Origin of the sequence: Pseudomonas sp. BNK-30 (genome assembly GCF_047456185.1) — a bacterium.
Lineage (GTDB): Bacteria > Pseudomonadota > Gammaproteobacteria > Pseudomonadales > Pseudomonadaceae > Aquipseudomonas > Aquipseudomonas putida_E.
Genome location: NZ_CP179904.1, coordinates 3,753,981 through 3,767,148, shown reverse-complemented (window position 1 = coordinate 3,767,148; position 13,168 = coordinate 3,753,981). Strand labels below are relative to the sequence as shown.

11 protein-coding genes are annotated in these 13,168 nt (G+C 62.3%); 7 read left to right on the top strand and 4 right to left on the bottom strand.

All coding sequences use genetic code 11. The features are described 5' to 3' along the window. Positions 1-32 precede the first annotated feature (32 nt). Together ftsZ and lpxC are read left to right on the top strand one after the other, a co-directional pair. On the top strand, positions 33-1,229 hold the full coding sequence (gene ftsZ, locus ACMGGN_RS17490) for a cell division protein FtsZ (protein ID WP_003251871.1): 1,197 nt from the start codon (positions 33-35) through the stop codon (positions 1,227-1,229). A 112-nt stretch (positions 1,230-1,341) separates the two neighbouring features. Beyond that, positions 1,342-2,253 carry a UDP-3-O-acyl-N-acetylglucosamine deacetylase gene (lpxC, locus tag ACMGGN_RS17485; protein ID WP_039603495.1) on the top strand — a complete coding sequence of 304 codons (912 nt, stop codon included), beginning with the start codon at positions 1,342-1,344 and terminating at the stop codon, positions 2,251-2,253. A gap of 75 nt (positions 2,254-2,328) precedes the next feature. On the opposite strand, the gene ACMGGN_RS17480 is transcribed toward lpxC, so the two are convergent. Then, a complete protein-coding gene (locus ACMGGN_RS17480; RefSeq protein WP_115273642.1) occupies positions 2,329-2,784 on the bottom strand; it encodes a DUF721 domain-containing protein in 456 nt (151 codons plus the stop codon). A 311-nt stretch (positions 2,785-3,095) separates the two neighbouring features. Here ACMGGN_RS17480 and secA point away from each other — a divergent pair, with 311 nt between their 5' ends. From secA to ACMGGN_RS17460, 4 genes are all read left to right on the top strand, one after another. Beyond that, positions 3,096-5,831, top strand: a complete 2,736-nt coding sequence (gene secA / locus ACMGGN_RS17475; protein ID WP_046784858.1) for a preprotein translocase subunit SecA — start codon at positions 3,096-3,098, stop codon at positions 5,829-5,831. A 187-nt stretch (positions 5,832-6,018) separates the two neighbouring features. Next, positions 6,019-7,236: a bifunctional glutamate N-acetyltransferase/amino-acid acetyltransferase ArgJ gene (gene argJ / locus ACMGGN_RS17470; protein WP_237861010.1), complete on the top strand. Its 1,218-nt coding sequence runs from the start codon at positions 6,019-6,021 to the stop codon at positions 7,234-7,236. Positions 7,237-7,355: 119 nt separating this feature from the next. After that, on the top strand, positions 7,356-7,988 hold the full coding sequence (locus ACMGGN_RS17465; RefSeq protein ID WP_237861009.1) for a glutathione S-transferase family protein: 633 nt from the start codon (positions 7,356-7,358) through the stop codon (positions 7,986-7,988). Continuing rightward, positions 7,985-8,929, top strand: coding sequence for a Nudix family hydrolase (locus ACMGGN_RS17460; protein ID WP_119688322.1), 945 nt, complete (start codon positions 7,985-7,987; stop codon positions 8,927-8,929). Before ACMGGN_RS17465 ends, ACMGGN_RS17460 begins: the two co-directional genes overlap by 4 nt. Positions 8,930-8,971: 42 nt before the next feature. Here the strand turns inward: ACMGGN_RS17460 and ACMGGN_RS17455 are convergent, their stop codons facing one another. The 3 genes from ACMGGN_RS17455 to ACMGGN_RS17445 are packed head-to-tail and all read right to left on the bottom strand — an operon-like array spanning position 8,972 to position 12,525. Continuing rightward, positions 8,972-9,538 carry a cob(I)yrinic acid a,c-diamide adenosyltransferase gene (locus ACMGGN_RS17455; RefSeq protein WP_119688323.1) on the bottom strand — a complete coding sequence of 189 codons (567 nt, stop codon included), beginning with the start codon at positions 9,536-9,538 and terminating at the stop codon, positions 8,972-8,974. A 1-nt stretch (position 9,539) separates the two neighbouring features. Next, complete coding sequence (locus tag ACMGGN_RS17450) at positions 9,540-11,570, bottom strand: ATP-binding protein (protein ID WP_046784863.1); 2,031 nt, start codon at positions 11,568-11,570, stop codon at positions 9,540-9,542. Positions 11,571-11,607: 37 nt separating this feature from the next. Next, a complete protein-coding gene (locus ACMGGN_RS17445; RefSeq protein WP_115273648.1) occupies positions 11,608-12,525 on the bottom strand; it encodes a putative 2-dehydropantoate 2-reductase in 918 nt (305 codons plus the stop codon). A gap of 102 nt (positions 12,526-12,627) precedes the next feature. Here ACMGGN_RS17445 and ACMGGN_RS17440 point away from each other — a divergent pair, with 102 nt between their 5' ends. Next, entirely contained in the window at positions 12,628-13,113 is a 486-nt protein-coding gene (locus tag ACMGGN_RS17440; protein WP_046784865.1) for a YajQ family cyclic di-GMP-binding protein, read from the top strand. Positions 13,114-13,168 lie beyond the last annotated feature (55 nt).

Sequence of the window (13,168 nt, the reverse complement as noted above, 5' to 3'; positions counted from 1 at the left end):
GCGACAACTAGAGAACTGAAAGGAGAGGGAAAATGTTCGAGCTCGTAGACAACGTCCCGCAAAGCCCGGTCATCAAAGTGATCGGTGTCGGCGGTGGCGGCGGCAACGCCGTCAACCACATGGTGAAAAGCAGCATCGAAGGCGTCGAGTTCATCTGCGCCAACACCGATGCTCAGGCGCTGAAAAACATCGGCGCGCGCACCATCCTGCAACTGGGTACCGGGGTCACCAAGGGCCTTGGTGCAGGTGCCAATCCGGAAGTCGGCCGTCAGGCTGCTCTGGAAGACCGTGAGCGCATCGCCGAGGTGCTGCAGGGCACCAACATGGTGTTCATCACTACCGGCATGGGCGGCGGTACCGGTACCGGTGCAGCGCCGATCATCGCCGAAGTGGCGAAGGAAATGGGCATTCTCACGGTTGCCGTGGTAACCCGCCCGTTCCCGTTCGAAGGTCGCAAACGTATGCAGATCGCCGATGAAGGCATCCGCATGCTGGCCGAGAGCGTCGACTCGCTGATCACCATTCCCAACGAGAAGCTGCTGACCATCCTGGGCAAGGATGCCAGCCTGCTGTCCGCCTTTGCCAAGGCTGACGATGTACTGGCCGGTGCCGTTCGCGGTATTTCCGACATCATCAAGCGCCCGGGCATGATCAACGTCGACTTCGCCGACGTGCGCACCGTGATGGGCGAGATGGGCATGGCGATGATGGGTACCGGTTGCGCCAGCGGCCCGAACCGTGCTCGCGAAGCCACCGAGGCGGCAATCCGCAACCCGCTGCTCGAAGACGTCAACCTGCAGGGCGCCCGCGGCATCCTGGTGAACATCACCGCAGGCCCTGACCTGTCGCTGGGCGAGTACTCCGATGTGGGTAGCATCATCGAAGCCTTCGCCTCCGACCACGCGATGGTCAAGGTGGGCACCGTGATCGACCCGGACATGCGCGATGAGCTGCACGTGACCGTGGTGGCCACTGGCCTGGGCGCGCGTATCGAGAAGCCGGTCAAGGTGGTCGACAACACCCTGCAGACTGCCCAGCAGGCGTACGAGGCCTCCAACCCGGCCCCTGTTCGTCAGGAGCAGCCAGCGGTCAACTACCGTGACCTGGAGCGTCCGACCGTGATGCGCAACCAGGCCCACGCAGGCGCTGCCGCAGCAGCTAAACTCAACCCTCAGGATGACTTGGACTACCTGGATATCCCGGCCTTCCTGCGTCGTCAGGCCGATTAATGGAATTTATCAGGGGTATAAGGGTGATTGGTGTTCAGCAAAGGCCGGGTCTGTTATCATCCTCAGCCTTTGTTGATACCTGTTCGCAATTTGCGCTGAAGCGGCCAATGCCATGATTAGACAACGCACCCTGAAGAATACCATCCGTGCCACAGGCGTCGGCCTGCACTCCGGGGAGAAGGTCTATCTGACCCTCAAGCCTGCGCCTGTCGATACCGGCATCGTCTTCCGTCGCGCCGACCTCGACCCTGTGGTCGAGATCCCGGCACGTGCGGCCAACGTCGGTGAGACCACCATGTCCACCACGCTGGTCAACGGTGACGTCAAGGTCGATACCGTCGAGCACCTGCTTTCCGCCATGGCGGGGTTGGGCATCGATAACGCCTACGTCGAGCTCTCCGCCTCGGAAGTTCCGATCATGGATGGCAGCGCCGGTCCCTTCGTATTCCTGATTCAGTCTGCCGGCCTGGAAGAGCAGGACGCAGCCAAGAAGTTCATCCGCATCCTGCGTGAAGTGACAGTGGAGGAGGGCGACAAGCGCGCTACCTTCCTGCCTTTCGAAGGGTTCAAGGTGAGCTTCGAGATCGACTTCGATCACCCGGTCCTCAAGGGCCAGACCCAGAGCGCCGTCGTCGACTTCTCCAGCACTTCGTTCGTCAAGGAAGTCAGCCGCGCCCGTACTTTCGGCTTCATGCGTGACATCGAGTACCTGCGCAAGCACAACCTTGCGCTGGGTGGCAGTGTCGAGAACGCCATCGTTGTCGATGAGACCGGTGTCCTTAACGAAGACGGCCTTCGCTCCGAAGACGAGTTCGTCAAGCACAAGATCCTCGACGCCATCGGCGACCTTTACCTGCTGGGCAACAGCCTGATTGGCGAGTTCAAGGGCTACAAGTCCGGGCACGCGCTGAACAACCAGCTGCTGCGCAAGCTGATCAATGAAACCGATGCCTGGGAAGTGGTCACTTTCGAAGATGCCAGTACGGCACCGATCTCTTATATGCGCCCTGTTGCGGCCGTGTAAGTTCGAACACTCTCTCTAGTGATTAAGGCCACCTTCGGGTGGCCTTTTTTATGGGTTGTGCTCAGGCCTGCTGACTCAACCCTTGCCCTTGGCGTGACTGGCCAGGCGTTCCAGTGCTTCACGCAGTTTGGGGTCGGTGATGCCTTCGGCGGAACCCCGAATGCCTTCGGCGGCATTGGTCGACAGCTCGGTCATGTTACCGCCGCGCTTGGCCGGAACCAGCGGCGGCTGCACCTTGTAAAGGATGCGCTGAAGGTTGCCGAACGCTTCCAGCGCCTGCAGCTGACGCATCAGGCGCTTCTGCTGATAGCGCAGGCGGGTGGCCCAGTGCCCGTCCGTGACCACCAGCAGCAGCGTGCCGTCGCGCCACGAAGCCACGTGGCAGTGCTCGCGGGCTGCCGGTTGCAACTGGCTTTCCAGCAGGCGCTGCAGGTGCGCCAGGCGTTCGGCCTGGTTCAGCAGCAGGCGCAGCGGGCGCACCTGGCGCAGCAGTGCCGAAGGGGGCTGGGCGGGGGAGGGTTTGTAGGCCATGGGGGGTCGCATCAGGTTACAAGATTGGCAGTCTAACACCTCTGTCGGCCCCACTGACGGCGCCAGCGCCATCGCACACAGACAGCATACGAGTCATTCTCGATACGTTTCATGATGCTCCGGGTTGAACTCAGCGAAAATGCCCTTATCTTAGAAACGCCCCCGCCAAAGCGCTGTGCCAGCATCGTGGAAATCCACCACTTTCCTCACCATCGTTTCCGGGTAGAATGCTCGTTCGCATGCGGCCCAAGGGCTGCACGGGCGACTCATGGGGCCGCCCTCCATCCCTACGTGTGGAAGATCCTGCCGATATGTTTGCGCCTTTGTTAAAGAAACTTTTTGGAAGCAAGAACGAGCGTGAAGTCAAACGCATGCTCAAGACGGTGAACATCGTCAATGCCTTCGAAGAGAAAATGGTCGCCCTCTCCGATGAGCAACTGCGCGCCAAAACCGCAGAGTTCAAGGAGCGTCTGGCCAAAGGCGAGACACTGGACCAACTGCTGCCTGAAGCCTTCGCCGTGGCCCGTGAAGCCGGCAAGCGCGTGATGGGCATGCGCCACTTCGATGTGCAGCTGATCGGCGGCATGACCCTGCACGAGGGCATGATCGCAGAAATGCGCACCGGTGAAGGCAAGACCTTGGTCGGTACCCTGGCCGTTTACCTCAACGCCCTTTCCGGCAAAGGGGTGCACGTGGTCACGGTCAACGACTACCTGGCCCGCCGCGACGCCAACTGGATGCGCCCTCTGTACGAATTCCTCGGTCTGTCCGTAGGCATCGTCTCGGCCTTCCAGCCACCAGAGGAAAAGCGCGCTGCGTATGCCTCCGATATCACCTACGGCACCAACAACGAGTTCGGTTTCGACTACCTGCGCGACAACATGGCTTTCAGCCTGGAAGAGAAATTCCAGCGTGAACTGAATTTCGCCGTGATCGACGAAGTCGACTCGATCCTCATCGACGAAGCCCGTACGCCGCTGATCATCTCCGGCCAGGCAGAAGACAGCTCCAAGCTGTACATCGAGATCAACCGCCTGATCCCGCGCCTGACCCAGCACATCGAAGAAGTCGAAGGCCAGGTCACCCAGGAAGGTCATTTCTCCATCGACGAGAAGAGCCGCCAGGTCGAGCTCAACGAAGCCGGTCACCAGTTCATCGAAGAGATGCTCACCCAGTCCGGCCTGCTGGCTGAGGGCGAGAGCCTCTACTCGTCGCACAACCTGGGCCTGCTGACTCATGTCTATGCCGGCCTGCGTGCGCACAAACTGTTCCACCGCAATGTCGAGTACATCGTTCAGGACGGTCAGGTCCTGCTGATCGACGAGCACACCGGCCGTACCATGCCTGGCCGTCGCCTTTCCGAAGGCTTGCACCAGGCCATCGAGGCGAAAGAGAACCTGAACATCCAGGCCGAGAGCCAGACCCTGGCTTCGACCACCTTCCAGAATTATTTCCGTCTGTACACCAAGCTGTCCGGCATGACCGGTACCGCCGACACCGAAGCGTTCGAGTTCCAGTCGATCTACGGCCTCAACGTGATGGTGATTCCGCCGAACAAGCCGCTGGCGCGTAAGGACTTCAACGACCTGGTGTACCTGACCGCGGACGAGAAGTACGCCGCGATCATTGCCGACATCAAGGAAAGCATGACCCAGGGCCGTCCGGTTCTGGTGGGTACTGCGACCATTGAAACCTCCGAGCACATGTCGAACCTGCTGAAGCAGGAAGGCATCGAGCACAAGGTCCTGAACGCCAAGTACCACGAAAAGGAAGCCGAGATCATCGCGCAAGCGGGGGCTCCGGGTGCACTGACCATCGCTACCAACATGGCCGGTCGTGGTACCGACATTCTTCTGGGCGGTAACTGGGAAGCCGAAGTGGCTGCCCTGGAGAACCCAAGCCCCGAGCAGATCGCCCAGATCAAGGCCGACTGGCAGAAGCGTCACCAGCAGGTGATCGAGTCCGGTGGCCTGCACGTGATCGCCTCCGAGCGCCACGAATCGCGCCGTATCGACAACCAGCTGCGTGGCCGTTCCGGCCGTCAGGGCGACCCGGGTTCAAGCCGTTTCTACCTGTCGCTGGAAGACAGCCTGATGCGTATCTTCGCCTCCGATCGGGTGAAGAACTTCATGAAAGCACTGGGCATGCAGTCCGGTGAGGCCATCGAACACCGCATGGTCACCAACGCCATCGAAAAGGCGCAGCGCAAGGTCGAAGGGCGCAACTTCGATATTCGTAAGCAACTGCTCGAATACGATGACGTGGCCAACGAACAGCGCAAGGTGATCTACCACATGCGCAACAGCCTGCTGGCTGCCGAAAACATCGGTGACACCATCGCCGAGTTCCGTCAGGAAGTGCTCGATGCCACCATCAGCCAGCACATCCCGCCGCAGTCGCTGCCCGAACAGTGGGACGTTGCCGGCCTGGAGGCTTCGCTGGCCAGCGACTTCGCCATCAAGCTGCCTATCCAGCAGTGGCTCGACGAGGACGATCACCTCTACGAGGAGACCCTGCGCGAGAAGCTGCTGAAGGAAATCACCGACGCCTACAACGAGAAGGAAGACCAGGCCGGCATCGACGCCCTGCGTACCTTCGAGAAGCAGATCCTGCTGCGCGTGCTGGACGACCTGTGGAAAGACCACCTGTCGACCATGGACCACCTGCGCCACGGCATTCACCTGCGTGGTTATGCGCAGAAGAACCCGAAGCAGGAGTACAAGCGCGAATCCTTCACCCTGTTCCAGGAATTGCTCGAGTCGATCAAGCGCGACACCATCCGCGTGCTGTCGCACGTTCAGGTACGCCGCGAAGACCCGGTCGAAGAAGAGGCCCGCCTGCGCCGCGAAGCCGAAGAACTGGCCAGCCGCATGCAGTTCCAGCACGCCCCTGCGCCAGGCCTTGAGAGCGAGCAACTGAGCGAAGAAGGTGCCGAAGTGGCAGTCGCCGTTGCCCCGGTGCGCAACGATCAGAAGCTGGGCCGCAACGAGCCATGCTGGTGTGGTTCGGGCAAGAAGTTCAAGCATTGCCATGGTCAGATCGAGTGATCTGAACAGACGTGTGTAAAAGCCTGGGGCCGCATTGCGGCCCTTTCGCGACACAAGGCCGCTCTCACATATCGCGCTCGCCCACCGGTTGGCGCGGTCCCTGTAGGAGCGGCCTTGTGCCGCGAATGGGGCGCGAAGCGGCCCCGCTCTTTCCTCATCACTTCACCGTTTTTCTAGGAGCGCTCTAATGGCTGTTGGTCTTGGTCCTTTGCCCACCCTGCACCCGGTTCCGGGTTTTGAACTCGGCATCGCTTCTGCCGGCATCAAGCGCCCAGGGCGCAAGGATGTGGTGGTCATGCGCTGCGCCGAGGGCTCCAGCGTGGCAGGCGTGTTCACCCTCAACGCCTTTTGCGCAGCACCGGTGATCCTTGCCAAGCAACGCGTTCAGGGCACTGTGCGTTACCTGCTGACCAACACTGGCAACGCCAACGCGGGCACCGGCGCGCCGGGGCTGGCCGCTGCTGAGCATACCTGCGCCAAGCTGGCGGAACTGGCCGGCGTGCCTGCCGAGTCGGTGTTGCCATTCTCCACCGGTGTGATCGGTGAGCCGCTGCCGGTCGAAAAGATCGAAGGTGCCCTGCAGGCCGCTTTGGACAACCTGTCGGAAAAAAACTGGGCTGAAGCCGCCACCGGCATCATGACCACCGACACCCTGCCCAAGGGCGCCAGCCGCCAGTTCCAGCACGAAGGCGTGACCGTCACCGTTACCGGTATCAGCAAAGGCGCCGGCATGATCCGCCCGAACATGGCCACCATGCTCGGCTACATCGCTACCGACGCCAAAGTTGCCCCGGCCGTGCTCAAGGACCTGATGCTCGACGGCGCCAACAAGTCGTTCAACCGCATCACCATCGATGGCGACACCTCGACCAACGACTGCTGCATGCTGATCGCCACCGGCAAAGCGGGCCTGCCGGAAGTCACCGAGGCCAGCGGCGCGCTGTTCGAAGCGCTGAAGAAGGCGGTGTTCGAAGTGTGCATGGAAGTGGCCCAGGCCATCGTCCGTGACGGCGAAGGCGCTACCAAGTTCGTGACCGTGCAGGTCAATGGCGGTGGTAACCATCAGGAGTGCCTGGATGTCGGTTACGCTGTCGCTCACTCGCCGCTGATCAAGACCGCGCTGTTCGCCTCCGACCCGAACTGGGGCCGTATCCTTGCTGCCGTAGGGCGCGCTGGGGTGCCTGCGCTGGATGTAAGCCTGATCGACGTGTACCTCGACAATGTGTGTATCGCCAGCAAAGGCGGCCGCAGCCCGAGTTATACCGAAGAGCAGGGCTCGGCAGTGATGGCTCAGGAAGAGATCACCATCCGTATCGAGCTGGGCCGTGGCCAGTGCAGCGAAACCATCTGGACCACCGACCTGTCCCACGAATACGTGAAGATCAACGCCGAATACCGTACCTGATCCAATGGCCTAATCGCCGAAAAGCCTGCTCGCAGCCACCTGTGGAAGCCGGCTTGCCGGCGATGGGCTGCACAGCAGCCCCAAGGCCACCGACATTGCCACATCATCGGAGCCGACCCATGAGCTATCACCTGATCATCGGCGACAAGCTGTATTCTTCCTGGTCGCTACGCGGCGCCCTGGCCCTTGAGCTGGCCGGCGTTCCCTACGAAGAAAGCCTGATCAAACTCAACCAGCCCGACACCCGTCAGCGCATTCTCGCGTTCTCCTCCACCGGCAAGGTGCCGCTGCTCAAGACCGAGCACGGGGTGATCGCCGACTCCCTGGCCATCGCTGAATACCTTAACGAGCGCCACCCTGAGGCCCACTTGTGGCCTGTCGATGTGGCAGCCCGTGCCCAGGCCCGTTCGGCCTGTGCGCAGATGCACAGCGGTTTTTTCGCCCTGCGTGGCGCCATGCCCTTCGATCTGTCCCGGGACGAAGCGCTGGAAAACATCCCGCTGGATGTGCAAGTGGATATCGACCGTATCGTCGCGCTGTGGTCCGAATGCCGCCTGGTGGCCAAGGACAGCGGCCCGTTCCTGTTCGGCAAGCCGACCCTGGCCGATGCCTTCTTCGCCCCGGTTGCCGTGCGCCTGCGTACTTACCGTGTAGAGGTGCCAGCGCAGGCTGCGAGCTATATCGAAACCATTTACCAATGGCCGGCCTTCAAGGCCTGGCAGCAAGCAGGCCTGGCGGAGCGTGAAGGGTGAAACGGATTCATGTAGCAGCAGCGGTGATTCGCGGTACAGACGGCCGCATCCTCATTGCCCGACGGGCCGACAGCCAGCATCAGGGTGGCCTGTGGGAATTCCCTGGCGGCAAGGTGGAGGAGGGCGAAAGCGTCGAAGCGGCGCTGGCTCGCGAGCTTCGCGAAGAGCTGGGTATCGAAGTGACCCGTTCACGGGCGCTTATCAAAGTCAGCCACGACTACCCGGACAAACAGGTGTTGCTCGATGTCCGTGAGGTCGAAGCGTTCACCGGTGAGCCCCACGGCGCTGAAGGCCAGCCGCTGGCCTGGGTGTCGCCGAGGGACTTGCCACAGTATGAGTTCCCCGAGGCCAACAAGCCGATCGTGGCCGCCGCGCGCCTGCCCGATCAGTACTTGATCACCCCGGACGGCCTGGACGTACCCGAGATGCTCAAGGGTATACAGAAGGCTGTCGCCGCCGGCATCCGCTTGATCCAGTTGCGTGCGCCGGACATGTACGACCCCAAGTACCGCGATGTGGCGGTGGATGCGGTGGGGCTATGTGCGGGCAAGGCACAATTGATGCTCAAGGGGCCGCTGGAGTGGTTGGGCGACTTCCCCGCGGCAGGCTGGCACCTGACGGCTGCGCAACTGCGCAAATACGCCGCCAAGGGCCGGCCTTTCCCTAAAGATCGTTGGCTGGCAGCGTCCTGTCACAGTGCTGAAGAGCTGGCACTGGCTGAGCAGATGGGTGTGGATTTCGTCACGCTCTCGCCAGTGCAGCTGACGCAGACGCATCCTGAGGCCTCGCCGCTGGGTTGGGATGAGGCTCAGCGCTTGATTGCCGGGTTCGGCAAGCCGGTGTTCCTGCTCGGTGGTGTTGGGCCAGGCGAGCGTGAGCGGGCCTGGCAAACCGGGGCGCAAGGTGTTGCCGGGATTCGGGCCTTTTGGCCTGAGGCCTGAGGCGGCCGTCGCAGGGGGCTGCCAGGCAGCCCCTTTGCGGTGTCAGCCTGCTGGCTTGTCCGCAGCCTGCCACAACACCTCGGCAACCCCCTGCCGCCGCCCGATGATCCGCGCCGCCACAAACAGCAGATCGGAAAGGCGATTGATATACGCCAGCCCCACGCCTTCCAGCGGCTCAACCGCATTCAGTTGCTGGCAGCGTCGTTCCGCACTGCGTGCCAGGCTTCGGCAGACGTGCGCCTGGGCGATCAGCGCCGATCCACTGGGCAGGATAAAGTTCGTCAACGGCCCCAGTTCCTCGTTCCACCCATCGATGGCGGCCTCAAGCCGTTCCACCTCGGCCTCGTTCAGTGCCTTGTAACTGGGCATCGCCAGCTCGCCGCCCAGGTCGAACAGGCGGTGCTGGCATGGCGCCAGAACCTCGCTGACCTCCTCCAGACCTTGCTCTGCAAGGCCGGCCAGCAGCAGCCCAAGCTGGCTGTTAAGGCTGTCCACCTCGCCAATAGCCTCGATCCGCGGGTGGTCCTTGGGCACTCTGCGCCCATCGCCCAGGCCGGTTTCGCCTGTGTCACCGGTGCGGGTGTAAATCTTCGACAGGCGATAGCCCATGTCATGTCTCCGTCTGGTTCGGGGCCGCTGCCGACGGCTGGCCGAGGGGCAGGCGCAGGGTGAAGCAGGTGCCCTGGCCGGGCGTGGACTGCACTTCCATCTGCCCCTTGTGGTTATTGGTGATGATGAAGTAGGAAACCGACAAACCGAGCCCGGTGCCCTGGCCGATCTCCTTGGTGGTGAAGAAGGGCTCGAAGGTGCGCTTGCGGACCGCTTCGGGCATGCCGACGCCGTTGTCCTCGACCTGGATCTCGGCCCACGGCGGGCTGAGCCGGGTACGCAAGGTGATCCTTCCTGGCTCGCTGGGCTGAGGCCGTTGGTGGATGGCCTGGGCGGCATTCTTCAGCAGGTTCAGCAGCACTTGCTCCAGCTCGTTGGCGGTGCACGGCACCGGCCCCAGGTTGGGGTCGAACTGGCGGACAATGGCCTGGCCCTTGAAATCGAAACCGATGGTCAGGTCGAAGTCGTTACCGGCGATTTCCACGGCCTGGTCGATCAATGCCGGCAGGTCGCAGGGCGCCAGTTGGCGGTTGCTGCGGCGGCTGAAACTGAGCATATGGGTGACGATCTTGGCCGCCCGGGCACCGGCCTGCTGAATGCCGTCGAGCAGTTGCGGTACCTCGCGGCTTTCCAGGTAGCGATTGACGCTGGGCAGGTCGATGCCCAGCTCGCTGGCTTGCTCCTGGTTGCGTGGCAGCTCCGGCGACAGTCGCCTGCGGATGTTCTGCACGTTGTGCAGGATCGCGCCCAGCGGGTTGTTGATTTCGTGTGCCATGCCGGCCGCCAGGCCACCGACCGAGAGCATCTTCTCCGATTGCACCATCATTTCCTCCAGCGACAGGCGCTGGGTGATGTCGTCGATGCGGATGACCACGCCGCGGCCGCCGCCGCCCATCAGCGGATAGAAGGTCAGGGCGTAGTGGCGCGTGTCTTCGCCTTTGGCCCAGGTGACCCGCTCGATCTTGGCGACACGGTGTTTTTCCACGGTTTCCTTGAGCTGCGGCAGGAACGGCTTGAGCGGCTCGAAAGCGATGAAGATCGGCTGGTTCAGCGCTTCGTCCAGCGGCGTGCCGGAGAGCACCGTGGCCTCGTGATTCCACTGGGTGACATAAAGCTGCTCGTCGAGGGCGATCAGCGCCGAGGGCATGGAGTCAATGATGCTGTTGAGATAGTTCTGAAAGCCCGTGAGCTTTTTCTCGATCTTGCTGCGCACCTGGACTTCCAGTTCCAGCTTGCGGTTGGTGTGGCGGGTTTCCTCGGCCAGGCCCTGGGCCTGATCGTAAGCGTCCTGGAATTCGTCGCGGGTGCGCTTGAGTTGCTGCTCGCGCGCCTCGATGCGCGAGAGCATGGTGTTGAAAGCGTCGGCGAGGCTGCCGATCTCATCGTCGTTGCCCCTTTTGGCACGCAGCGCGTAGCTTTCTTCACGGGTGACCTGGCGGCTGAGTTCTTCGAGCTGATTGATCGGCTGGGTGATCAGGCGTTTGATCTGCCGGGCGATGACCAGCCATAGCAGGATGCTGAACACCAGGATCGCCAGGCTGGCGCTCAGGGTGCCGGTGTAGAACGCGGTTGGCAGTTCGCTGCTGGCCACCAGCAGCAGGTGCGCGGGCGGGCTGGCATCACGGGGGATACGGATCAGTTGGGTGCTGCGAAATTCCATCAGGCGCCAGCCGTCGATGTTTCGATAGCGCTTGGGCAGGGCCAGCGGGTCGCCATGTTGCAATTGGGCCAGCATGCGACCATCGCCACCATAGACCGCCGCAGCGCGCAGCGGCGTATAGCTGTCCAGCTCTTTGAGCAGTGCCGTGGCAGTGTCCTGGGATTCGCCGGCGCGTGCTGCCAGCTGAGGGTTGGCGACCAGGCGGCCGATGGTCTGCAACGCTTGCGGCGCCATGCTTTCCTGGGTGATCCAGTAGGCGGCGCTGATGAACGTCAGGTTGGCCACCAGCAGGATGGTCACCAGCAGTACCAGCAGGGCGGCCAGCAGCTTCTGCCCGACCGGGAGGTTTTCCAGGCGTTGGCGCAAGGTCATGGGCTAGGCAATGTCCGTATCCGGTTGAAAGGGCGCGTCAGGCGCTTGGCAAGCCACGTGCACGCAGGTTATCGACCAGCCGCTGGTGCAGGCGTTCCAGCCCAGGCAGCACCATGCCATGGCGCGCGGCTGAGCGGCAGGCATGGCCAAGCAGGTAATGCACCTCGGTACGCCGGCCTGCGCGCACATCCTGATACATCGAAGAGTAGTTGGCTGACGTGGCGAGGATCACCCGTTGTACTTCTTCGCCCAGATTATCGGCGGCTTCGGGTTGGCCACAGCGGCCCAGCAGTTCGCCGAGTTCGGCGATCAACCCATCGACTTCGCTCAGGTGCCCCAGCAGCCCGCCATTCTGGCAGTCATGCAGCACGGTCAGCGGATTGATCGCGCAATTGAGCGCGAGCTTGCGCCACAGGCGGGTAAGTATGTCGACGGTCCATTCAGCCGGGATACCGGCGTCATGGAGCTCGTCGAACCACTCTGGCGCCGCGGGGTTGGCCGGGTCGCCCAGCCAGTTGAAGCCGTGGCCGGCAAAGCGTACCCGCCAGTCGTCCTCGCGGAATGCGCCCTCGGTGCTGGAGGCGAAGATGCAGCGGGCCAGCGGTACCTGATCGGCGACTTCGTCCTGGCTGCCCAGCCCGTTCTGCAGCAGCACGATTTGCGCGCCAGCGGCCAGGCGCGGGGCCAGCCGTGCGATCGCAGGTGCTGCGTCGTAGGCCTTGCAAGCCACCAGCAGGCGGTGCACCGGCCCGTTGGTATCGGCTGTTTCGGCAGGGATCGCGTAATGATTGGCGTGGTCCTGTTCGACCAGCGTCAGGCCGCCAGTCTGTTCATAGGCCAGCAACCGCTGCCGATCGCGCAGAATCAGGCGCACCGCCTTGCCGGCACGTGCCAGTCGGCAAGCCCAGAGGGTGCCGAGGCTACCGGCGCCGAGAATATGCCAGGTGCTGCTCATCTGCGTTTCGCAACCCGTTATAATAAGCCCGCATTTTAACCTTCAAACCCCGACGCGCTCCATCTTCAGACCGAGCGCGCTTTTATTTTATGGAGAACAACCATGCCTTCGTTCGACGTGGTATCGGAACTGGACAAGCACGAAGTGCAGAACGCCGTCGAAAACGCCATCAAGGAGCTCGACCGTCGTTACGACCTCAAGGGCAAGGGCAGCTTCGAGTTCAAGGAAAAGGAACAGACCGTGCTGCTGACTGCCGAGGCTGAGTTCCAGCTCGAAGCGATGATCGAGATCCTGCGCCTGGCGCTGGTCAAGCGCAAGATCGACGTGAAATGCCTGGAAACCCAAGACGCCTACGCCTCGGGCAAGGAAATGAAGCAGGAGGCCAAGTTCCGCGAAGGCATCGACAAAGAGCTGGCCAAGAAGATCGTCGCCCACATCAAGGATGCCAAGCTCAAGGTCCAGGCTGCCATTCAGGGTGAGCAGGTGCGCGTGACCGGCAAGAAGCGTGATGACCTGCAAGAGGCCATCGCTGCCTTGCGTGCCAAAGAGTTCGACATGCCGCTGCAGTTCAACAACTTCCGCGACTGATCCTTGTTGCCAGGAACCCCGATGGCGCAATGATGTCCATGGGGGCCATGGCCGC